24 protein-coding genes are annotated in these 21,836 nt (G+C 62.3%); 11 read left to right on the forward strand and 13 right to left on the reverse strand.

Going from position 1 to position 21,836, the window contains the following annotated elements:
* The first annotated feature begins 63 nt into the window (after positions 1-63).
* The 4 genes from F3J24_RS08820 to coaD all read left to right on the forward strand — a co-directional run bounded on the left by F3J24_RS08820 (position 64) and on the right by coaD (position 4,400).
* Complete coding sequence (locus F3J24_RS08820; RefSeq protein WP_167004835.1) at positions 64-1,497, forward strand: pitrilysin family protein; 1,434 nt, start codon at positions 64-66, stop codon at positions 1,495-1,497.
* Between the two features lie 188 nt (positions 1,498-1,685).
* Positions 1,686-3,038 (forward strand): pitrilysin family protein, encoded by a 1,353-nt coding sequence (locus tag F3J24_RS08825; protein ID WP_167004838.1) that lies wholly within the window; start codon positions 1,686-1,688, stop codon positions 3,036-3,038.
* Entirely contained in the window at positions 3,035-3,745 is a 711-nt protein-coding gene (gene rsmD, locus F3J24_RS08830) for a 16S rRNA (guanine(966)-N(2))-methyltransferase RsmD (RefSeq protein WP_167004841.1), read from the forward strand. Before F3J24_RS08825 ends, rsmD begins: the two co-directional genes overlap by 4 nt.
* Positions 3,746-3,905: 160 nt before the next feature.
* Entirely contained in the window at positions 3,906-4,400 is a 495-nt protein-coding gene (gene coaD, locus F3J24_RS08835) for a pantetheine-phosphate adenylyltransferase (RefSeq protein WP_167004843.1), read from the forward strand.
* 4 nt (positions 4,401-4,404) lie between these two features.
* Here coaD and F3J24_RS08840 read toward each other — a convergent pair whose 3' ends face one another.
* The 5 genes from F3J24_RS08840 to F3J24_RS08860 form a co-directional block, all read right to left on the reverse strand.
* Positions 4,405-5,460 (reverse strand): putative zinc-binding metallopeptidase, encoded by a 1,056-nt coding sequence (locus F3J24_RS08840; RefSeq protein WP_167004845.1) that lies wholly within the window; start codon positions 5,458-5,460, stop codon positions 4,405-4,407.
* A 120-nt stretch (positions 5,461-5,580) separates the two neighbouring features.
* Positions 5,581-5,901: a BON domain-containing protein gene (locus tag F3J24_RS08845; RefSeq protein WP_167004847.1), complete on the reverse strand. Its 321-nt coding sequence runs from the start codon at positions 5,899-5,901 to the stop codon at positions 5,581-5,583.
* Positions 5,902-5,973: 72 nt separating this feature from the next.
* Positions 5,974-6,516, reverse strand: coding sequence for a hypothetical protein (locus F3J24_RS08850; protein WP_167004849.1), 543 nt, complete (start codon positions 6,514-6,516; stop codon positions 5,974-5,976).
* A gap of 161 nt (positions 6,517-6,677) precedes the next feature.
* Positions 6,678-6,839 (reverse strand): DUF1328 domain-containing protein, encoded by a 162-nt coding sequence (locus F3J24_RS08855; RefSeq protein ID WP_003051882.1) that lies wholly within the window; start codon positions 6,837-6,839, stop codon positions 6,678-6,680.
* A gap of 170 nt (positions 6,840-7,009) precedes the next feature.
* Positions 7,010-8,359 carry a CHASE3 domain-containing protein gene (locus F3J24_RS08860; protein ID WP_167004852.1) on the reverse strand — a complete coding sequence of 450 codons (1,350 nt, stop codon included), beginning with the start codon at positions 8,357-8,359 and terminating at the stop codon, positions 7,010-7,012.
* 133 nt (positions 8,360-8,492) lie between these two features.
* Between F3J24_RS08860 and F3J24_RS08865 the strand changes: the two genes are divergently transcribed.
* The gene (locus F3J24_RS08865; RefSeq protein WP_003051886.1) at positions 8,493-9,125 is read left to right on the forward strand and encodes a response regulator transcription factor; all 633 of its coding nucleotides are present in this window, start codon (positions 8,493-8,495) and stop codon (positions 9,123-9,125) included.
* Positions 9,126-9,182: 57 nt separating this feature from the next.
* On the opposite strand, the gene F3J24_RS08870 is transcribed toward F3J24_RS08865, so the two are convergent.
* The 4 genes from F3J24_RS08870 to gpmA all read right to left on the reverse strand — a co-directional run bounded on the left by F3J24_RS08870 (position 9,183) and on the right by gpmA (position 12,890).
* Entirely contained in the window at positions 9,183-9,563 is a 381-nt protein-coding gene (locus tag F3J24_RS08870; RefSeq protein ID WP_167004856.1) for a response regulator, read from the reverse strand.
* Between the two features lie 80 nt (positions 9,564-9,643).
* Positions 9,644-10,432, reverse strand: coding sequence for a HesA/MoeB/ThiF family protein (locus tag F3J24_RS08875; RefSeq protein ID WP_167004859.1), 789 nt, complete (start codon positions 10,430-10,432; stop codon positions 9,644-9,646).
* 75 nt (positions 10,433-10,507) lie between these two features.
* The gene (locus F3J24_RS08880) at positions 10,508-12,019 is read right to left on the reverse strand and encodes a S41 family peptidase (RefSeq protein ID WP_167004862.1); all 1,512 of its coding nucleotides are present in this window, start codon (positions 12,017-12,019) and stop codon (positions 10,508-10,510) included.
* Positions 12,020-12,146: 127 nt separating this feature from the next.
* A complete protein-coding gene (gpmA, locus tag F3J24_RS08885; protein WP_167004865.1) occupies positions 12,147-12,890 on the reverse strand; it encodes a 2,3-diphosphoglycerate-dependent phosphoglycerate mutase in 744 nt (247 codons plus the stop codon).
* 285 nt (positions 12,891-13,175) lie between these two features.
* Between gpmA and F3J24_RS08890 the strand changes: the two genes are divergently transcribed.
* The 4 genes from F3J24_RS08890 (at position 13,176) to F3J24_RS08905 (ending at position 15,703) form a co-directional block, all read left to right on the forward strand.
* The gene (locus F3J24_RS08890; RefSeq protein ID WP_167004868.1) at positions 13,176-13,583 is read left to right on the forward strand and encodes a rhodanese-like domain-containing protein; all 408 of its coding nucleotides are present in this window, start codon (positions 13,176-13,178) and stop codon (positions 13,581-13,583) included.
* 73 nt (positions 13,584-13,656) lie between these two features.
* The gene (grxC, locus tag F3J24_RS08895) at positions 13,657-13,914 is read left to right on the forward strand and encodes a glutaredoxin 3 (RefSeq protein WP_003051899.1); all 258 of its coding nucleotides are present in this window, start codon (positions 13,657-13,659) and stop codon (positions 13,912-13,914) included.
* 200 nt (positions 13,915-14,114) lie between these two features.
* Positions 14,115-14,576 carry a protein-export chaperone SecB gene (gene secB / locus F3J24_RS08900; protein ID WP_003051901.1) on the forward strand — a complete coding sequence of 154 codons (462 nt, stop codon included), beginning with the start codon at positions 14,115-14,117 and terminating at the stop codon, positions 14,574-14,576.
* Positions 14,577-14,692: 116 nt separating this feature from the next.
* The gene (locus F3J24_RS08905; protein WP_167004871.1) at positions 14,693-15,703 is read left to right on the forward strand and encodes an NAD(P)H-dependent glycerol-3-phosphate dehydrogenase; all 1,011 of its coding nucleotides are present in this window, start codon (positions 14,693-14,695) and stop codon (positions 15,701-15,703) included.
* Between the two features lie 128 nt (positions 15,704-15,831).
* Here F3J24_RS08905 and F3J24_RS08910 read toward each other — a convergent pair whose 3' ends face one another.
* Entirely contained in the window at positions 15,832-16,722 is an 891-nt protein-coding gene (locus F3J24_RS08910) for a DMT family transporter (RefSeq protein WP_167004874.1), read from the reverse strand.
* A gap of 300 nt (positions 16,723-17,022) precedes the next feature.
* Positions 17,023-18,270 (reverse strand): diaminopimelate decarboxylase, encoded by a 1,248-nt coding sequence (gene lysA / locus F3J24_RS08915; RefSeq protein ID WP_167004877.1) that lies wholly within the window; start codon positions 18,268-18,270, stop codon positions 17,023-17,025.
* A 105-nt stretch (positions 18,271-18,375) separates the two neighbouring features.
* Between lysA and F3J24_RS08920 the strand changes: the two genes are divergently transcribed.
* Together F3J24_RS08920 and F3J24_RS08925 are read left to right on the forward strand one after the other, a co-directional pair.
* Entirely contained in the window at positions 18,376-19,302 is a 927-nt protein-coding gene (locus F3J24_RS08920) for a LysR family transcriptional regulator (RefSeq protein WP_167004880.1), read from the forward strand.
* 86 nt (positions 19,303-19,388) lie between these two features.
* Positions 19,389-19,760 carry a polyhydroxyalkanoate granule-associated phasin gene (locus F3J24_RS08925; protein ID WP_167004883.1) on the forward strand — a complete coding sequence of 124 codons (372 nt, stop codon included), beginning with the start codon at positions 19,389-19,391 and terminating at the stop codon, positions 19,758-19,760.
* A gap of 5 nt (positions 19,761-19,765) precedes the next feature.
* Here F3J24_RS08925 and F3J24_RS08930 read toward each other — a convergent pair whose 3' ends face one another.
* Positions 19,766-21,247 carry a SulP family inorganic anion transporter gene (locus tag F3J24_RS08930; protein WP_167004886.1) on the reverse strand — a complete coding sequence of 494 codons (1,482 nt, stop codon included), beginning with the start codon at positions 21,245-21,247 and terminating at the stop codon, positions 19,766-19,768.
* A gap of 91 nt (positions 21,248-21,338) precedes the next feature.
* Positions 21,339-21,788, reverse strand: coding sequence for a MaoC family dehydratase (locus F3J24_RS08935; RefSeq protein WP_012839648.1), 450 nt, complete (start codon positions 21,786-21,788; stop codon positions 21,339-21,341).
* Between the last annotated feature and the right edge of the window lie 48 nt (positions 21,789-21,836).

The following is a 21,836-nucleotide window of genomic DNA, read 5'->3' on the forward strand; positions in this document are numbered from 1 at the left end:
GGCGGGTTTTTAGAATCGCATCATTCTATGAAACATGTACGCGCACTCCCTGTACTGGGCTTAATGGCCTGTTTGAGCGCTGGGGCAGCCTTGGCTGCGCCGGTCGCATCGTCGCAACCTGTGCCTGCTGCCGCCACGGCGGCCGCGCCGCAAGTGCAGCAGTTCACGCTGAAGAACGGCATGCAGCTGATCGTGCTGCCCGACCGGCGCGCGCCCACGGCCGTGCACATGGTCTGGGTACGTGTGGGCTCCATGGACGAGGTCGACGGCACCACGGGCGTGGCCCATGCGCTGGAGCACATGATGTTCAAGGGCTCCAAAAGCGTCAAGCCCGGAGACTTCTCGCGTCGCGTGGCGGCGCTGGGCGGCCAGGAAAATGCGTTCACCTGGCGTGACTACACCGGTTACTACCAGCAGATACCGTCCAACCGTCTGGAAGACGTGATGAAGCTGGAATCCGACCGCTTTGCCAACAACCAGTGGCCGGACTCCGAATTCAAGAAGGAAATCGAGGTCATCAAGGAAGAGCGCCGCATGCGCACCGACGACCAGCCGCGCGCCATGCTGATGGAGCAGCTGATGGCGGCCACCTTCATGGCCTCGCCCTATCGCCGCCCCGTGGTGGGCTGGATGAGCGATCTGGACTCCATGACACCCGGCGATGTGCGCGACTTCCACAAGCGCTGGTATGTGCCGTCCAATGCCGCCGTGGTCGTGGTGGGAGATGTGAACGTCAACCAGGTGCGTGCCTGGGCCGAGAAGTACTACGGCAGCATTCCCGCGCGCGCCTTGCCGCAGCGCAAGCCGCAGACTGAACCCAGGCAGATCGGCGTGCGCCGTATCGAGGTCAAGCAGCCTGCCGAGCAGGCCTTTATCGCCATGGCCTATCGCACGCCCACCCTGAAGAGCGTGGACAAGCTGCAGGCCGAGGACAAGGATGCGCTGGCGCTGCTGGTGCTGTCCGCGGTACTCGATGGCTATGACGGCGCGCGCCTGGAACGCGCTCTGGTGCAGGGCGAAGGCCAGGCCAACGGCCGCGTGGCCGATAGCGCCGGCAGCTCGGCCAACATCATGGGGCGCGGGCCCAGCCTGTTCATGCTGACCGGCGTGCCGGCCCAGGGCAAGACCGTGGCCGATGTGGAAGCTGCCTTGCGCGCCCAGATCAAGAAGGTGGCCGAGGAGGGCGTGCAGGCTGACGAGCTGGAGCGCGTCAAGACGCAGTGGATGGCCTCCAACGTCTATGAGCGCGATTCCGTCATGGGTCAGGCCCAGAACCTGGGCAATTACTGGATCCAGAACATGCCGCTGGATGCCGAGGACAAGCTGCTGGCCGAGCTGCAGAAAGTCACCTCCGATGATGTGAAGGCCGTTGCCGCCAAGTATTTCGGCGACGACCAGCTCACCGTCGGCACTCTGGTGCCCCAGCCGCTGCCCGCAGGCGCCAAGCCCCAGCGTCCCATGTCCGGCAAGGCCGATGCAGGCGGTTCGGTGCATTGATGAAACACCCCCTGAGCTGCTTGCCTGGGCGGCCCCGCGCCTTCCCCTGGCCGGGCGCCCCTCTCTCTACGCGCTGCGCGCCAGGGGCGGGGGATGCAGCATTCGCTGCGGGGCGGCCCATGCAGGGCTGCTTGCGCATGGGGCATGCCCTCGCTGATACGGCGTCATGGAAAACAGAGGTTGAACACATGAAAACTATGAAGAAGATAGCTGCTGGCGCTTTTGTGGTGGGCGCTGGCATGGGTTTTCTGACCCAGTCCGCCTGGGCCTTGCTGCCCATCGAGCACTGGACCCAGCCCAGCGGTGCCCAGGTCTGGCTGGTGCAAAGCCCCGGCATTCCCATGGTGGATGTGCAGGTGGATTTTGATGCCGGCAGCCGCCGCGATCCCGAGGACAAGCTGGGCCTGGCGGCTGCCGTGGCCATGATGTCCTCCAAGGGTATCAAGGCGGCGGGCGATGCGCCTGCGCTGGATGAGAACGGCCTGGGCCAGGCCTGGGCCGACCTGGGCGCAAGCTTTGGCGCCAGCGCGGGGCGCGACAGCTTCAGCTTCGGCCTGCGCACGCTGACCGTGCCCGATCTGCAGCAAAAAGCCGTGGCCCTGGCGGCGCGCCAGATCGCGTCGCCAAGCTGGCCTGAGGCAGTGTGGCAGCGTGATCGAGAGCGCTGGAGCGCCTCCATCAAGGAAGCCGACACCCGTCCCGGCACCGTGGCCTCCAAGGCCTTCCGCAAGGCCGTGTTCGGCAGCTCTCCCTATGGCTATCAGACCACGGTCGACAGCCTGGGCCGCATCGATGTTTCGGCCATGCAGGAATTTCACCGCAAGCTGATTGCCGCCTGCCGCGCCAAGGTCAGCGTGGTGGGGGCGGTCAATCGGCAGCAGGCCGATGCCATGGTCAAGCAGTTGCTGGGGCCGCTGCAGGCCACCAATGGCAACGACTGCCCGCCGCTGCCTGCCGTGAGCAAGGTGGAGGACCTGAAGCAAGCGAAGGTCGAGAACATTCCGTTCGAGTCGGCCCAGGCCCAGGTGCTCATAGGCCAGCCCGGCATTGCCCGCAACAACCCCGATTTTCTGGCAGTGATGGTGGGCAACCATATTCTGGGCGGCGGCGGCTTCACCTCGCGGCTGATGGAAGAAGTGCGTGAGAAGCGGGGCCTGACCTACGGGGTCTCCAGCGACTTCTCGCCGGGACTGGATCGCGGCGCCTTCATCATCGGCCTGCAGACCCGTCCCGATCAGGCGGCCGAGGCGCTCAAGGTCTCGCAGGACGTGTTGCGCAAATTTATTGCCGAAGGTCCTAGCGATAAGGAGCTAAAGGCGGCTAAGGACAACCTGATCGGCGGCTTCGCCCTGCGCATAGACAGCAATCGCAAGCTGCTGGGCAATGTGGCCAACATCGCCTGGAATGGCCTGCCACTCGATTATCTGGAGCACTGGACCGATCGCGTTCAGGCTCTGACCACCAAGGATGTGAAGGAGGCGATGCAGCGCATGGTTCAGCCCGAGCGCATGGTCACCATCACTCTCGGAGCCAAGCCATGAGCCGCAGTGCCATCAAGCTACACACACCCGCAGGCCGCAAGGCGCTGGACAAGATGATTCACGAGTCCGAGCGCAAGGCGCAGGAGCTGGCGGCCAGCCGCCCGGCCCGTCCCGGGGCCAAGGCCGCCCAGCCTGCCGCCGCCAAGCCGGCGGCCACCGGGGCTGGTGAAATCCGCATCATCGGCGGGCAATGGCGCCGCACGCGTCTGGCCGTGGCCCAAAAGCCCGGTCTGCGGCCCACGCCCGATCGCGTGCGCGAGACCCTGTTCAACTGGCTGGGCCAGGACCTTAGCAACTGGAAATGCATCGATGCTTTCGCGGGCACGGGGGCGCTGGGCTTCGAGGCTGCATCGCGCGGCGCCAGCAGCGTCATCATGAACGAGCAGGATGCCGCCCTGGTGCAGCAGTTGCAGCGTCTTCAGCAAAAGCTCGATGCCAGGATGGTCAAGGTGCAGCGCGGCGATGCGCTGAGCTGCCTGAAGACCGTGGCGAGGCAGGATCTGATCTTGCTGGACCCGCCATTCGGTCAGACCGAGCTGTTCGAGCCCGCGCTCAAGGCCGCCACGGCGGCCTTGAATGATGGCGGCTTCATTTACCTGGAAGCTCCCGAAGCCTGGGCAGAGGACCGCTTGTTGGAAATGGGGCTGGAGCTGCACCGCTATCTGAAGGCCGGCGCCGTCCATGCGCATCTGCTGAAGAAGCAGTAAAGCCATGCTGCCGGACCGGGAGCTGCTGGCGCTTCGAGCAGAGGCGCCAGCAGCTCTTTTTTGCATGGTTCAGTGCTGCGCAGGCCTGAATGCATAATCTCTTTACGCTGCACTGCAGCAGCCCTCACACTCATCAAGACCCGCAGGAGAGAGATAAGCCATGAGCCAGGACCTGATTGCTGTTTACCCCGGAACCTTTGACCCGATCACGCTGGGGCATGAAGATGTGGTGCGCCGGGCTGCACAGCTGTTTGGCAAGGTCATCGTGGCGGTGGCGGCAGGTCATCACAAAAAGACGCTGTTTTCGCTGGAGGAGCGCATTGCCATGGTGCGCGAGGCCTGTGCCAATTATCCGCAGGTGCAGGTGGAGAGCTTTGACGGGCTGCTGGCGCATTTTGTGCTCGCACGCGGCGCCAAGGCCATGGTGCGCGGCCTGCGCGCGGTGACGGACTTCGACTATGAGTTCCAGCTTGCCGGTATGAACCGCACGCTGATGCCCGAAGTGGAAACCGTATTCCTCACGCCCAGCGATCGCTATCAGTTCATCAGCTCCACCTTTGTGCGCGAGATTGCCACGCTCAACGGCGATGTGGACAAGTTTGTCTCCAAGGGCGTGCATGAGCGCCTGATGGTCAAGGTCGGCCGCGAGGCCTGAGCAGTCAGTCTCCCTGGCTGGGCGATCTGTTGCGATAGCTGCTGATGGCCTCGTGGACGAAGCGCAGCTTGTCCCAGGCCGGGCCGGAAATGGCAAACGGATAGGCATCGCCATGGCCCAGGCTGCGATTGAGACTGTTGTGCAGCAGCGTGAGCGGCACCCACTGGGACTGCATCACTGAAAAGTCTGGCGGTACCGGTCCCAGCGGGTTTTGAATGAGCTGCTGGCCGGTGTTGGGGATGTCCGGCACGGTAATGCAGGTGCCGTAGCTGGCTGCAGTCTCCAGCAAGTCCACCATGTGCAGATAGTGAGCCCAGGTTTCGGCCCAGTCTTCCCAGGGGTGAGCCGTGGCATAGGCGCTGATGAACTGGTCGCGCCAGCGGTTGTCCAGCGGGTCCTTGTCGTAGTGGCGCTGCAGGGCCTGGGCATAGTCCTGATTCTCATAGCCGAACAATGCTCTGAAGCGCTCCAGATGCGCGCTGTTGGCGATCAGCTGATCCCAGTAGAAATGGCCCGATTCGTGGCGCAAATGCCCGATCAGCGTGCGATAAGGCTCGTGCAAGGCCTGGCGGCGCTTGGCTCGCTCGTCGTCGTCTGCCTCGACGACATTGAGCGTGATCATGCCGCTGGCATGGCCGGTCATGACGGGGTTCTGACCGGGAAGATCTGCGAGCAGGGAAAAGCGCGGCTCGGCCACGCGGTGCTCATGCGGGTCCAGCAGGCCCAGTCTGGCCAGGGTGTAGAACAGGCGTCGCTTGGCGACTTCGATCTTGGCCCAGCGCAGCTCGTTGGCTGGATCGCTGCCGTCGGGCAGCCACTCGGTCTGGCGGCAGGAGACGCACAGCGGCTGCGGGTCTGAAGCCTCGATCGCAAAATTGCACAGGCTGATGTTGTGGCGGTGGGCGCAGGGGCGGTAGCGGGCGTTGGGAGCTGCGGCAGGCGGCAGAATGCCGACTCGCAACTGGTCGGGCAGAAAGGCCTGGCTGGCGCCGCAATGCACGCATTGCAGGCTTTCAAAATAGATCAGGTGGCCGCAGGCCTCGCAGTTGAAAACTTGCATGCGGACACTTTAATGGCGAACTCGGCTGCCAGGGTGTAGGAAAAAACAAAGCCAGCTCGAAAGCTGGCTTTGGGCTGGAAGCGCAGCCCTCAGACAGGGGCTGGCTTCAGGTGCGCATTGTCAAGGCCTGACCACGATGCTGTTGCGCACTTCGCGCACATGCTTGGTCGTGCGGGCGATTTCGCCGGCACGGGCTTTTTCCGCTTCCGATTTGGCGAAGCCCGAAAGCTGCACGGTACCGTTCATGGTTTCCACGCTGATGGCGGTTGCCGAGACGCTCTTGTCTTCGGCCATCTTGGCCTTCACCGCAGTGGTGATGCCGGCGTCATCCACATAGGAGCCCACAGTCTGCTGGTCACGAGCCACCGAACAGGCTGTGGTACCCAGCACGGTCGTCGCGGCGACCAGACTGAAAGCCAAAGCACGAGTCAGATTTTTCATATGGTTCTCCCTTGGTTTTGAAAAGGCGCAAAGCACGCCTGCGAAAGCTGGGAACGTCGCACGTTCCAAGAGTTATTTCCTGCGCGAGCGGCCCAGAAAGAAGGCTGTCGCCAGGGCCGCGCCGGTCGCAGCGGCGATCAGCACAGAACGCCCAGGTTGTTCGGACACATACTTGGTGGTCGCATCCGCTGCGGTGTTGAACTGACGGCGTGCGCGGTGCGAGCTGTCGGCCCAGAAGTTGATGCTGCGCTCGGCCAGATCCTGTGCACGGTTGGCAAGGTTGTCGATCAGTGGGTTTTCGCTGTCGTCGATATTGCGCATGTGGCGACCGGTAGAGTCGATGGCCTCGGAAGCCGTGCGGCGCGAGCGGCGCGCGGTGTCCTCGACCTTGTCAGCGATGTCCTCGGCCACATCCCGTGCTTCGTTCACCATTTTCTGGGCAGCCTGCTTGCCGGAGTCCACTGCGTCTTGTGCTGCATCGGCCATCTTGTGTGCGGCATTCTGGGCGGATTGGGCGGCGTGCTTTGCCGTGTCCTTGACGTCTGCAGCCACATCCTTGGCGGCGCCCTTGAGATCTTCAACCGTGTCCTTGGCGTCTTTTACGGCTTGGCTCATTGTTTGGAACTCCCTGAAATCTAGAAATTTTCGTGACAGCGTGCAGTAACGCCAGTCTGCGGAACCCTGCCTCCAGGAGGCAGGAGTTGGGTGTGATCATGGCGAATACTGGTGGTTTGTGCAATGTGAGCGAACAAAGTTCTACACATTCGGTGCCGTTGCTACTTCTTCACCAGACCCATCAGGAAGGTGATGACGGCCATGACCAGGAAGACGAAAAACAGGATTTTGGCAATGCCTACGGCGCTGGCCGCAATACCGCCGAAACCGAAAACTGCAGCGATCAAGGCAATCACCAGAAAGACAATGGCGTAGTGCAACATGGTTTTCTCCTTTCGAATGCAGACCGACAGACATTGCTGTGCGACCATGTATTGACTGTAGAGAACTGAGCAGCCAGTGCCTGACGGTGAGCTTCTGCCACCTGGGTCGGGGTATTTAGAGACAGCCGTGTAGGACGACATCGACTTGCGCGGTCGAGCGCTACCCGGTTTCAGGCATTGGCCATGCTCAGGGGAATGACTGCCGAGATGGTGGTGCCCTTGCCGGGTTGCGAGGCCACGGTGAGCCTGCCGCCAACGGCTTCGACACGGTGCTTCATGCCTGCCAGGCCATGGGAGTTGGGGCGCATGCTGGCGGGCTCGAAGCCCTGGCCATCGTCCTGAATCTGGACGGCCACATAGGTGGGGTAGTTGTGCACCGTGACGATGACATGGCTGGCCCTGGCGTACTTGCCGATATTGGTCAGCGACTCCTGCACGACGCGATAGACCGTCAGCTGCGTGGACTCGGGCAGGTCCACCTGCTCCAGACTGCATTCCACCTCGATGTTGCTGCGATCGCCGAACTCCCGGGTCAGGATTTCGAGCGCGGTGGTCAATCCCAGGTTGGAAAGCGAGGAAGGGCGAAGATCCTCGATGATGCGGCGCTTGAGTGCAATGCCGCTGTTGAGTGTCTCGATCAGGTGGGTGACGCGCTCGGAGACCTCGGGTGCCGAGGTGTCGATCTTGGATTTGAGTCGCGCAACATCGAGTTTGGCCGCGGTCAGCAGCGAGCCCAGCTCATCATGCAGCTCGCGTGCCAGATGCGCCCGCTCGTCTTCGCGTACCTGCTGCAAATGGGTTGCCAGCTCGGTGAGCGCCGCGGTGCGGTCACGCACGACTTCCTCGAGGCGATTGCGTTCGTCGCGCTGGATCTCCTGCTCGCGCTGATGTGAGTGCTGCAGTGCATTGGCCTGTCGCAGATACATGAAGAAGCCCAGAATCCCGAGCGCCGTTACGGTCGCAATGCCCAGGCGCGACAGGCCCAGTGTCTGCTCGATATCCGAGAGATTGGACTTGACGCGCTGGTCGATGCTGTCCATCAGGGTCTTGATGTGGCCCCGTATGGCATCCATGTTTTCCATGCCCACATCCGTGAACATCACAAAGCGCCATGCTTCGTCGTTGCCCTGGCGATACAGGCGCAGGCTCAGCTCCATTTCGCTGGTCTTGCGCTCGACCTGGCGGGCCAGCGGCGTGAAGGTGGCCAGCTCCTTGGGGTCCATGATGAAGATGCTGCGCAGCTCGTCCATGCTGCTGCTGATGGCGGCTGAGGCGGAGTTGTAGGGCTCGAGATAGCGTTCTTCTCCCGTCAGCAGATAGCCGCGCAGACCAGTTTCAGCGTCCAGCATCTGCTGCATCAGCAAGCTGAGCTTGGCTCTGGTGCTTTGTGTCTTGGTGAGCGTGTCCAGAGCCTGCAAGGAGCGCTTATAGCCTGCCTCATTAATGCTTACCATTAAGACTGCCGCAATGACTGCGATCGTCAAACTGACTGCAATTTTGCGGATATTGGTCCAGCGCATCTACATCCTCTCACCGACAAGGCAATTACCTGATATTCTGCATAACCGTAGCGTCAACGACTGACATCATAGTGCGGGTCTTAAAATGTTATGCGCCCTGGAGACGAGCGCGGTTTCATGAAAAGAGGTGTTCATGATAAAAGTAGGCATAGTGGATGACCATGCGATCGTTCGCTCGGGATTACGCCAATTCCTGTCGGAGCATGTGGACCTGAGGGTCGTGGGAGAAGCCGGCAATGGACGGGAAGCCATCGACCTGGTTCGGGAACATGAAATCGATGTGTTGCTGATGGACTTGTCCATGCCCGGGCAAAGCGGCATAGATGCCCTGGCCATGCTCAGGGCCAAGGCACCCGACATGGGCATCCTGATACTAAGTGGATACCCTGAGGAGCATTACGCAATCAACCTGATTCGTCAGGGGGCCAGCGGATATCTCAACAAGGAGTGCGATCCCCAGGATATTGCGGAGGCCATCCGCACCGTGGCTCTGGGAAGGCGCTATCTGACGCCGGCAGTGGCCGACCTCCTGGCCCAGCAGCTCAATCGCAAGGATGATGTGCCGGCGCACGAGCAGTTGTCGGAGCGCGAGTTTCAGGTGTTTCTGAAACTTGCTCGCGGCGAGACTGCCGGAGATATTGCCAAGTCGCTTTCCCTGAGTGTGAAAACAGTGAGTACTTACCGAACCCGGCTCATGGAAAAAATGGGACTTTCCTCGAATAGCGACCTGACCTACTATGCGCTGAAAAACCGCCTTATCGATTAATGAGGCTCCAATAAAAAAGGCTTGAAAGATTCAAGCCTTTTTTACTTTTTGTTATTATCAAGAATTGCTGGTATTCAAATCCATGCAGAAATCGATAAGCGCGTCGATTTCATTGGACTTGTCAAATACAGCATCGGCATTGAGTTCCAGGCAGCGCTGACGGATATCGGCAGTCGCATAATTGCTCAGCACCAGCAGCTTTTTCTGCCGCGGTCGCTGTTGAAAGCTGGTGACAATGCCGAGGCCGCTGCCTTCGCGCAGGAACAGGTCCACGATCACCAGATCCCAGGCGTCCGGGTTATGGCTGAGCCAGCGAACGGCATCGGCTTCGGTCTCTGCCACCCCCACAGCCTCGACATCGGCAAGCTCCGCCATCGTCGCAATCAGGTTGTCGCGAATCGTAGGGTTGTCTTCAACAAAAAAGGTACGCAGTTTCACGACGGTAGCAAGTTGAGGTGGATGCCATGGATCAAGCTTTGAGAGTCGTTCAATTCTCGGTATGGGGAATCAATTACGGCCTATGAAAAATCATTGTATTGATGTTTTTTGTGATTTGTGCTTGACGTTCCACAGATATCACAGGTTTTAACCCTAGCAATTTTCATCCTACTCCACTCCATGGAACGTGCATCAAGCATTTGAAGTTGTCCGACAGAAGATCGGCCAAAACCGACAATCAGCTTCAGTGCCTCCGCTGCCTGCTGGGTTCCGATCAGTCCGACCAGCGGTGCAAAGACGCCCATGGTCGAGCACTGGACCTCTTCGAATTCAGCCTCTGGCGGAAAGACGCAGGCATAGCACGGGCTGTCGGGATCGCGCGGATCAATGACCATCAGCTGGCCATCGACACGGATGGCCGCTCCTTCTATCAGGGGCACGCCATGGCGTACGCAGGCTGCATTGATGGTGTGGCGGGTCTTGTAGTTGTCGGTGCAGTCCAGCACGATGCTGGCCTCGGGCAGCAGCTCGTCGAGCAGGCTCTCGGTCGCACGCTGCAGGATGCAGCGAATCTCGATCCCGGGGTTGATGGCATGCACGGCGGTGCGTATCGACTCCACCTTGGCCATGCCTATGCGCTCGGTCGTGTGGGCAATCTGGCGTTGCAGATTGGTCATGTCCACGACATCGTTGTCGACGATGGTGATCCGGCCCACACCTGCCGAGCCCAGATAGAGTGCGGCGGGCGAGCCCAAGCCGCCGGCTCCGATGATCACTGCATGCGTTGCCAGAATACGTTCCTGGCCTTCGATGCCGATCTCGTCGAGCATGATGTGGCGGGAATAGCGCAGCAATTGATCGTCATTCATCGGTTTGCGTCCATGGTTCCAAGAAAAAAGCCGGGCAAGCCCGGCTGATTTTGAGCGGGTTTGACGACCCGGTGCTTATTTTTTGCTCTTGTCGGAGTCACCCTTTTCGGGGGCTTTCTTTTCAGCGGGCTTTTTGTCTGCAGCCGTCGCATCCCCGGGCTTTTCTTCGGCCTTGCGCTCTGTCAGGGTCTTGCTGACCTTGACGGGCTGGCCCTTGAGCTTGTTCAGCGCCTGTTGCAACTGGAAGTCCTTGTCAGTTCCGAATTCCGGCAGGCGACGTTCGGCGGCCGGCTTCTTCGCTTCCTCTTCCAGGCGTTTGCGGGCTTCCTCGCGCGCCTTTTCCAGGGCGTCGTTCTTGACCTCGGCACCCTGTCCGCTCGACAGATGCTTCTCGAGATCCGCCTCGCGCATGCCCAGTGCGGCAAACAAGTCGCCGTCCGCCGTTTCGTCCACCATCACATCGGGCACGATGCCCTTGGCCTGAATGGACTTTCCGCTAGGTGTGTAGTAGCGCGCCGTCGTCAATTTGAGAGCCGTATCGGGGCCCAGGGGACGCACGGTTTGCACCGATCCCTTGCCGAAGGACTGGCTGCCCATGACGGTGGCGCGCTTGTGATCCTGGAGCGCTCCGGCCACGATTTCGCTGGCCGAGGCCGAGCCTTCGTTGACTAGAACCACCAGAGGCAGCTTTTTCAGGGCTGCAGGCAGGCGCTGCAGGGGATCGCCAAAGCCGCGCTGGGCATAGAACTCGGGCGATGCCTTGTAGACGGCCTTGCTTTCAGCCAGCTGGCCGTTGGTGGAAACCACGGGCACATCGGGAGGCAGGAAGGCGGCCGAAATGGCTACGGCCGCATCCAGCAGTCCGCCGGGATCGTTGCGCAGATCCAGCACCAGGCCCTTGAGATTGGGTTCCTGCTTGTAGATTTCCTCGACCTTGCGCACAAAGTCGTCCACGGTGCGTTCCTGGAACTGGCTCAGGCGAATCCAGGCATAGCCGGGCTCGATTACCTTGCCCTTGACCGACTGGGTCTTGATCTCTTCACGGGTGATGGTGACGGGGAAGCTGCGGCTTTCATCCTTGCGCAGGATGTTCAGGCGCACCTTGGTATTGGGTTCACCGCGCATGCGCTTGACGGCGTCATTGAGCGTCAGCCCCTTGACTGCCGTGTCGTCGATCTTGGTGATCAGGTCGCCGGTCTTGAGGCCGGCGCGGAAAGCGGGCGAGCCTTCGATGGGAGAGACGATCTTGATCAGCCCATCTTCCATGGTGATCTCGATGCCGACGCCAACGAACTTGCCGGAAGTGCCTTCCTTGAATTCTTTGTAGGTCTTCTTGTCGAAGTACTGGGAGTGCGGGTCCAGACTGGAGACCATGCCGGAGATGGCATCGGTGATCAGCTTCTTGTCGCTGACCTGCTCGACGTAATCGGTCTTGATCAGGCCGAAGACGGCCGACAACTGCTGGATTTCTTCAAGTGGCAGAGGTGTCACACCCCCGCGGGCCAGCGTCTGCAGGGATACGGTGGTCAACGCACCGGCGACCACGCCCACAGAGATCCAGCCTGCAATTTTGATTTTTTGACCCATAGCACCCCTTAAACCATTCGCAATATACACCTTCGACGGCAGAAGGCCCACGAGGTTCCATAGGCCTTTTGCAGTGTCAGCCCGGTTCAGACTGCATCAGCGATACGAACCGGGGTGGTGACAGGTCTCAGGCCTTGCCCTGGGCCGCGACTGCCGCTGCTGCCTTGGCGGCGGCTTCGGCATCGCCCAGGTAGTAGTGGCGGATGGGCTTGAGATCGGCGTCGAGCTCATAGACCAGAGGAATGCCATTGGGCACGTTCACGCCCACGATCTTGTCGTCGGCGATATTGTCCAGATACTTGATCAGGGCGCGGATGGAGTTGCCGTGAGCAGCAACCACCACGCGCTTGCCGGCCTTGATGGCGGGGGCGATGGACTCGTTCCAGAACGGCACGACGCGCTCGACCGTGTCCTTGAGGCACTCGGTCAGCGGGATCTGCTCGGGCTGCAGCTTGGTGTAGCGCACATCGCTGCGCTCGCTGCGCGGGTCGGTGGCTTCCAGGGCAGGAGGCGGCACATCGTAGCTGCGGCGCCAGACCAGTACTTGCTTGTCGCCGTACTGCTTGGCCATATCGGCCTTGTTCAGGCCTTGCAGGCCGCCATAGTGGCGTTCGTTGAGGCGCCAGCTATGCACCACGGGCAGCCAGGTGCGGTCCATTTCATCCTGCACATGCCACAGGGTACGGATGGCGCGCTTGAGCACGCTGGTATAGGCCACATCGAAGTCATAGCCTTCTGCCTTGAGCAGTTGGCCGGCCTTCTTGGCCTGTTCGACGCCGGTGGCAGTCAGATCCACATCGGTCCAGCCGGTGAAGCGGTTTTCAAGATTCCAGGTGGATTCACCGTGGCGGATCAGAACGAGCTTGTACATGGATTCTCTCAAAGTAGCAAAGCAGTAATGACACAAAGTCAAAAGCGTGCATTTTAGGGGCTGGGCTTTGTCCGGGCTTGAGGCAAGGAAAGCCGGCTGGGGCGAGCTGCCGGCGGCAGGCTATTCCTGTGGGGCTCTTCGGGGATTGTGCGGAGCACCCACTTGCGATGCGTGGCGCATCGGCAATGGCTATGGGCTTGCGGGCAGCAGGTCTGTGGCCTGCTGCCGCAGCCCGCTGTCAAGCCTGCCTCTAAAATCGTCCGGTTTGCCATCCCAAGGAATGACGTGAAATTCATCATTGATAACTGGTATTTGATCCTGATTGCCGTGGCTTCGGGTGTGATGCTGCTCCTGCCCGCACTGCGCGGCGCGACCGGTGGTTCGCTGTCGGCAGCGGCTGCGGTGCATCTGATTAACCGCGAAAAAGCCGTGGTGCTGGACGTTTGCGAGCCCGAAGAGTTTGCGGCCGGCCATGTCAACGGCGCGAAGAACCTGCCGCTGAGCCAGTTGGAAGAAAAGCTGCCCACCACCGTCAAGAACAAGCAGTTGCCCGTGGTGCTGGTCTGTGCAACGGGCGCCCGCGCCGCGCGTGCCGAAGCCGTAGCCAAGAAGCTGGGTTACGAAAAGGCCCAGGCGCTGGCTGGCGGCATGAAGGCCTGGCGCGATGCCGGCCTGCCGGTTGAAAAAGCCTGATCCGGCCACAACTGTGAACCCTGACGACTGCAGCGTTGCATGCTGCAGTGCAAAAACACCAAGGAAGTTGCCCATGCAAGCCGTGAAGATGTACACCACCGCCGTCTGCCCTTACTGCATTCGTGCCAAGCAGATTCTCCAATCCAAGGGCGTGGAGCAAATCGAGGAGGTGCGCATCGACTTCGATACCGCCGCCCGCGAGCACATGATGCAGACCACCGGCCGCCGCACCGTGCCCCAGATCTTCATCGGCGACACCCATGTGGGCGGCTGCGACGATCTGATGGCACTCGATGCCAAGGGCGGTCTGCTGCCTCTGCTGCAAGGCTGACGTATCTGCGCCGCCCATGTTGTCCCAGGACATGAATTTGCACTTTGTGCCGGCTGCCAGGATGCAGCCATGAGCGGCCACTGCATAATGCCAAATGCTATTTTCTGGGAAATGCCTGCTGTGAGGATAGCTGCGTGCTGATTCTCCGTGCAGGCATTTTCATTTCCCTCTCAAGATTTTTCTGAAAGACCTAGCTCATCATGGCCGAACAAGACAACAGCCCCGTGTTCCAGATCCAGCGCGTGTATCTGAAGGACCTGTCCCTGGAGCAGCCCAACTCTCCCGCCATCCTGCTGGAGCAGGAGCAGCCCAGCGTGGACATCCAGCTGGGCGTGGAAGCCACCCCCGTGGCTGAAGGCGTCTACGAAGTGGCCGTGACCGCCACGGTTCAGACCAAGATTCAGGACAAGACCGTGTTCCTGGTCGAAGCCAAGCAGGCCGGCATCTTCGAAATCCGCAACGTGCCCGAAGACCAGATGGGCGGCGTGATCGGCATTGCCTGCCCCCAGATCATCTACCCCTACCTGCGCGGCAACGTGGCCGACGTGGTGACCCGCGCCGGTTTCCCTCCCGTGCACCTGGCCGAAATCAACTTCCAGGCCATGTACGAGCAGCAGCAAGCCGCTGCCGCCGCTCAGACCGAAGGCCAACTGCCCCAGTAAGCTGACGGCAGCTTCCGGTTCCTGCGATGTGCAAGAATCGGCAGCCAGGCAAAAAAGAGGCCCTAGAGGCCTCTTTTTCTTGTGGGTTGTGCGCAAACTGCTATCAAAATTCAGGTATGAAAATTCTTGTCATCGGCGCTGGCGCCTGGGGTACGGCCATGGCCATCAGCGCGGCCACCCATAAGGACCAGGATCGCGTCAGCCTCTGGGCGCGGGATCCGGCGCAGGCGCAGTTCATGCAGACCGAGCGTGCCAACAGCCGCTACCTGCCCGGCATCCGCTTTCCGGATGCGCTCACGGTGGTCAGCGGCGATGTGATGGCCCATGTGGCGGATGCCGATCTGATCGTGCTGGGCACGCCCATGGCGGCACTGCGCCAGTGGCTGGGCCAGCTCAAGGATTGCCGCCGGCCCGTGGTCTGGCTGTGCAAGGGTTTCGAGGCCGTGGCCGCCGATGCCCCTGCCGGCAGCTACGGGCTGATGGCGCATGAAGTCTGCCAGCAGGTGGCGCCGCAGCTGCAAAGCGGTGCGCTCAGCGGCCCCAGCTTCGCGGCCGAGGTGGCGCGCCAGCAGCCTACGGCTCTGGTGGCAGCCAGCGCCCACGAGGGTGTGAGCGAGCTGCTGGTGTCGGCCTTTCACGGCGAGGCCATGCGCGTCTATGCCAATCAGGACATCGTGGGTGTGGAGGTCGGCGGAGCCGTCAAGAATGTGCTGGCCATTGCCACGGGTCTTTGCGACGGCCTGCAACTGGGGCTGAACGCGCGCGCGGCCCTGGTCACGCGCGGCCTGGCCGAGATGACGCGTCTGGGCGTGGCGCTGGGCGCGCGTGCCGAGACCTTCATGGGCCTGTCCGGCCTCGGCGATCTGGTGCTGACCGCCACCGGCGATCTCTCGCGCAACCGCAAGGTGGGCCTGTTGCTGGCCGAAGGCAAGAGCCTGGAGCAGGCCGTGACATCGCTGGGCCATGTGGCAGAGGGGGTGTACAGCGCCCGCACCGTGCTCGCCCGGGCACGCCAGGTCGGCGTGGAAATGCCCATCACCGAAACCGTGGTGGCCTTGCTGGACGGCCAGCTACCGGTCACCGAAGCCGTGCAGCATCTAATGGTGCGCGATCCGCGTGGCGAGTAAGCTCATAAAACGATAGCTTTCAGCGCCCGATATTCATAGAACTCAGATATTTTTCTATCTGAAAGTCAATGGATGCAGGCGATGGCAGCTATTGTTTTCTATGACGCTGGTCGTTGGATTCAGGCCCGCTACTTCGCCTCTCTGATGCTGAGCCAGGCACTCGCTGCCCCGCACAGCGCAATGACGACCATGCCCAGCACGGCCCATTGGTCGGGGATATGGCCATAGACCAGCCAGCCTGCCAGCAGCGCGCAGGGAATCTGGCTGTAGAGAAACGGCGTGATGGTGGCGGGCTCGGCTTTTTCATAGGCCTTGAGCAGCATCAGATGTCCCACGGCGCTGCCTGCGCCCATGGCAATCGCGGCCAGCCAGAGTGCGGCGCTGTCCGGCAACTGCCAGGCCCAGGGTAGGGTCATGCAGGTCAAGCTCAGGGCCAGCAGGCTGGTGTAGATCTGCGTGGTCAGCGGGCGCTCCTTGCCCGCCATGCGGCTGCTCAGGATCTGATAGGCCGTGTTGGCCAGCAGCTGCAGCGCAGGCCATACCAGCGCCCAGCCGCTGAACTGGCTGCCGCCCGGTCGCAGGATGACCAGCGTGCCCGCAAAGCCCAGCGCCACGAGTACCCAGCGCAAGGGGCTGACCTGCTGACCCAGCCAGAGCGCGGCCAGCAGGGTCAGGGCCAGCGGCGTCAGCGCCACGATGGCCGTGAACTCCGCCAGCGGCAGATAACGCAGGCTGAGCATGGCCAGCGCATTGCTCAGGCAAAACAGAATGGCGCGCAGGAACTGAAAGCCCGGGCGCCGGGTGCGAAAAATCTCCAGCCCGTGTCTTGCCACGCCAAAGCCCACGGTCAGCACCGACTGCAGCGCATAGCGAAGCCATAGCGCCATCAGCAGCGGAAGCAGGGCGCCCGCATATTTGGAGCCCGTATCGAGTATCGAAAAACAGGCGCAGGCCAGCACCGTGAAGCCGATGCCCGTCAGCGTATGGCGGTGGACTGAAGGGGCGGAGTGCTGTGACATGGAAGAACTTACCGGGCACTGGGCGGTGCCGAGAGAAAAGATTTCAGGTGATTTTGGCCTGAAGCCCCTGATACATAAGCGTTAGCTGCTATTGAATTCATGGCGTGAACTCAATCATGGGGCGTGACGCAAGAGAGAGAGACAGCAAGCAAGGGCCTAGCCGGCCGCGCCGCCCCGCAGCGAGGGCTGCCCCAGCGATGCTGTCGTCCCCTCCCCTTAGCGCGCAGCGCGTAGAGAGAGGGGCGCCCGGCCAGGGGAAGGCGCGGGGCCGCCCAGGCAAAGCGCCTCAGGGGAGCTTAATTACAGGCCCAGTTCCAGGGCCAGCAGTTCTTCCACCGTCTGGCGACGGCGAATCAGCTGGCTCTGTGCGCCATCGAGCAGCACTTCGGCGGCCAGCGGGCGGGTGTTGTAGTTGCTGGACATGGAGCTGCCATAGGCGCCCGTGTCGTGAATCACCAGCAGGTCGCCCACGCTGGCGCCGGCCAGCGAGCGGGGCAGCACCACGCCGCCGTCGCCCTGGGTGAAGACGTCGCCCGATTCGCACAGCGGGCCGGCCACCACGCTGTTCTGCGCGGGCAGGCTCTGGCCGTCGCGGCGCAGCACTTCCATGCCGTGGTAGCTGCCGTACATGCTGGGGCGCATCAGTTCGTTGAAGCCGGTGTCGACCAGCACGAAGTGGTTGCTGCCCGCATTCTTGGTGGCGCGCACGGTGCCCAGCAGCACGCCGGATTCGGCCACCAGGAAGCGGCCGGGTTCCAGTTCCAGGCCCAGGCTGTGGCCCACGATGCCTTCTGCCTGCTTGCGCGCGGCATCCCACAGGCCGTGGTAGTGGTTGGTGTCGATGGTGGCATCGCCAGCACGATAGGGAATGGACAGGCCGCCGCCGGCCGAAATCGCATGCAGGTCCACGCCTGCGGCCTTGGTGCGCTCGACCAGCTTGACCATGGCGCCGCAGACTTCCTGCAGATGGCCGTAGTCCACGCCCGAGCCAATATGCATGTGCAGGCCGGCCAGCACCAGGCCGCCGGCCTTGATGGCGTCCAGTGCGGCTTCCAGTTCGCTGTGCCAGATGCCGTGCTTGCTGTGCTCGCCGCCGGTGTTGGTCTTGTTGCTGTGGCCGTGGCCGAAGCCGGGGTTGATGCGCAGCCAGACATGGTGGCCCCTGGAGACGGCGGCCAGCTGGTGCAGCATGTCGATGGAGCCCGCGTTCACGGGCACCTGGTGCTCGACCACAGTGGCCAGGGTGGCCTCGTCCATCACGTCGGCCGTGAAGACGATGTCTGCCGGCTCGCCGAAGCCCGGCGTGAAGCCGGCCGCCAGCGCGCGCAGGACTTCGCCGCGCGAGACCGCATCCACCTTCACGCCCTGCTCGCGCATGAGCTTGAGGATATGGATGTTGGAGCAGGCCTTCTGGGCAAAGCGCACGGTGTCGAAAGCCTTGAGCTGGGCAATGCGCTCGCGGATGGTGGTGGCGTCATATACCCACAGCGGCGTGCCGTACTGGTCGGCCAGGTTCCAGAGCTGTGCGGGAGAGAAGGGGTTTGCCATGGCGGTCTCTTGAAAGGGAATAGTTCCGCGCATCATGCATGCGGCTATCTATTCAGTCCAATAGCTTGATTTATGAAGATTATTCAATATTGATATGCTCTGCACATGACCGATTCAGAAGCTTCGCAGCGCATCACCCACCGTCATATCGAGGTGTTCCGTGCCGTCATGACGGCCGGCAGCGTCACGGGTGCGGCGCAGCTGCTCTATACCTCGCAGCCCACGGTGAGCCGCGAACTGGCGCGCATGGAGCAATTGTTGGGCTATGCACTGTTCGAGCGTGTGCAGGGCCGGCTGCGTGCCAATGCACGTGCCTTGTTGCTCTGGGACGAGGTGCGGCGCAGCTGGCAGGGCCTGGAGCGCGTGATCGACCGCGCCGTGGAGCTGGGGCGCCCGCAAGGCGCGAGCATCAGCGTGCTGTGTCTGCCGGCCCTCAGTCATGCCTTGCTGCCGGGCGCGCTGGCGCGTCTGCATGCCAGTCACGGTGCGGTGGCCGTGAGCGTGAGCACCCAGGAGGCACCGCTGCTGCAGGAGTGGATGGCGGCACAGCGCTTCGATCTGGGCTTGTCCGAGCTGGCCGACGCGCCACCGGGCACGCGCAGCCAGCCCTTGCCGGCCATGGATGAAGTGGCCGTGCTGCCTGCCGGCCATCCGCTGGCGCAGAAGGCGCTGCTGAGCGAGCGGGACTTTGAAGGCCAGTCCTTCATCAGCCTGGCACGGGACGACCCCTACCGGGTCCAGATCGATGCGGTGTTTGCCCGCGCCGGCGTGCAGCGCCGGTTGAGCCTGGAGACCGCCAGTGCCGTCGCCGTCTGCGCAATGGTGCAGCAGGGCCTGGGTCTTGCCATCGTCAACCCGCTGACGGCGCGGGCCTGCGCGGGCCCGCAGTTGGTGGTGCGGCCGCTGGCGTTCTCGATAGCGTTTCAGGTGCATATGCTGCTGCCGCAGCACCGGCCCTCGGATGCGGGCCTGTCCTGGCTGATCGCTGCGCTTGAGCAGGAGGCGCTCAGCCTGCTGGACAGCAGGCCCTGAAGTTGCCGATAGGGCTTTCGAAAGTGAGCTTGCACAAACTTCTATGTTGCAGTGCACAATAAACACCTGCACGCAAGGAGTTACACATGCCTGAATCCGCCATTCCCCATCGCACTGCCAGCGAACTGCTGGACATCAGCATGGCTGCACCTCAGGTCATCAACCACCGGCTCACGCGCATGGCGCTCAGCGGCCCGGTGCTTTCTGCGCGCGATCAGAAGGAGTTCACCCGCATGGTGGTGGAAAAGCAGGTGGCCTTCAGCCAGGCCTGGCTGACCATGGGGGCCGAGATGTTCAAGGTGCAGCAGCAACTGTGTCTGGCCTGGATGCGCAACCCCTGGACCATGGGCCAGAAGCTGCCCGTGGCCGCCGACAGGGTGGCGGCCAGAAGCCTGGCACCGATTCGCCGCAAGGCCGTGGCCAATGCCAAGCGCCTGTCACAGACCAGCCTGAAATAGGCAAGCTAGACCCGGATGCGCTCTATCAGCCGCTGACTGGCGTCATCCAGCCCCTTGAGCTCCACGCGGCAGCCATGCTGGCGCAGACGCTCCATCACCTTGTCAAGCGCGCCCACGGCGGTGATGTCCCAGAAATGTGCACCGCTGACATCGATGTGGGCCTGCTTTCCGGCTGCAGCACGCACGTCGAAGGCCTCAATCAGGGCATCGGCTGAGGCAAAAAACACCTGACCGCTCACCGTCCAGGTATAGAGATCGCCAGCCTCGTTCAGGCTGCCCCGGACCTGCAGCATATTGGCCACCTTGAAGGTGAAGAACACGCCCGAGAGCAGCACGCCGGCCACCACGCCGGCGGCCAGATTGTGGGTGGCGATGGTGATGACCACCGTCACCAGCATCACCGAGCTGGACAGGCGTGGGTGGCGCACCAGATTGCCCAGGGACTTCCAGTCGAAGGTCGAGACCGACACCATGACCATGATGGCGACCAGGGCGATCACCGGCACCCGGGACACCCAGGGCTTGAGGGCGACCATCAGAATCAGCAGAAACACCCCGGCAAACAGGGTGGACAGACGACCGCGGCCGCCGTATTTCACATTGCCCACGGCCTGGCCTATCATTCCGCAGCCCGCGATGCCGCCGAACAGGCTGGCCGAGACATTGGCCAGGCCCAGGCCCGTGCACTCGCGGCTTTTGTTGCTGGGTGTGCCGGTCAGGTCGTCCACCACGGCTGCCGTTAGCACGGACTCCAGCAGGCCCACCATGGCAATCGCCAGGGCCGGCAGGGCGATGATGCGCAGCGTCTCCAGACTCGCAGGGATTTCGGGCAGGGCGAACAGCGGCAGGCTGTCCGGCAGATGGCCCAGATCGGCCACGGCCTTGAGCGGCAGACCCATGAAGCTGCCCAGCAGGGTCAGCACCAGCACGCAGATCAGTGGCGACGGAATGGCGGTCAGCGCCTTGAGCTGCAGCCTCTGTCCCAGCCAGGGCAGACCGTAGATCAGGGCCAGGCCCAGGGCCAGCATGGCCCAGGTGGCGGTGTTGGCGCCCTGCAGATGCGGCAGCTGGGCTGAAAAGATCAGAATGGCCAGCGCATTGACAAAGCCCGTGCGCACCGAGCTGGAGACAAAGCGCACCAGGCTGCCCATCTTGCACAGGCCGAAAGCGATCTGCATGGCGCCGGCCAGCAGGCCCGCGGCCAGCAGATACTGCAGACCATGCGATGCGACCAGCGGAGCCGCCACCAGGGCCACCGAGCCGGCCGCTGCCGAGACCATGGCCGGGCGTGCTCCGAACACGGCAATCACGATGCTGATGATGAAGGAGGCATACAGCCCCACGGCCGGGTCCACGCCCGCGACAAAGGAAAAGGCAATGACCTCGGGAATCAGCGCAAACGTGGCGACGGCGCCAGCCAGCAGCTCACGCGGCACGCTGGGCGCCCATTCGGCGCGCCATCGGCTCAGGGAAAAATGGGGATTCATATCGCAGCAGCAAGTGAGACGCTGCCTGTGCAGAGCAGGCAGCGCTGGTGCGCGATATTAAGCAGTGCCCAGCACTTTTGCTGCCTGAGGGTCAGGCCGGGCGCTTGAAGCACACCATCTTGGGCCTGAATCGCTGCAGCACCTCGCCGCGCTGGTTTTTGGTGTGGGAGAGCACGCGCACCAGGGCCCGGTTGGGTTTGGACTGGGAGGGAATGATCTCCACGATTTCGGACTCCACCTGCAGCACGTCGCCGGGGCGCGTGGGCTGGGGCCAGGCCAGCTCTTCCATACCGCCGCCGATCACGCCGTCGGCCAGGGGAATGCTCTGCGTCACTAGCAGCATGCTGATGGAGGCCGTGTGCCAGCCGCTGGCGGCCAGGCCCTGGAAGAAGGTGTGCTTGGCGGCTTCGGGGTCGAGGTGAAAGACCTGGGGGTCGAATTGCCTGGCATAGGCAATGATTTGCGCCTCATCCAGCGGGTAGCCCTCGCTGACGAACTTCTGGCCTACGTACAGGTCATCCAGATACAGTTTCTCGCTCATTGGCGTCCTCTTTCATGCCGATGTATGGGGTGGCCGACAGTATGCGCG

Origin of the sequence: Comamonas sp. Tr-654, from assembly GCF_011752915.1 — a bacterium.
In the GTDB taxonomy this organism is placed as follows: domain Bacteria; phylum Pseudomonadota; class Gammaproteobacteria; order Burkholderiales; family Burkholderiaceae_C; genus Comamonas.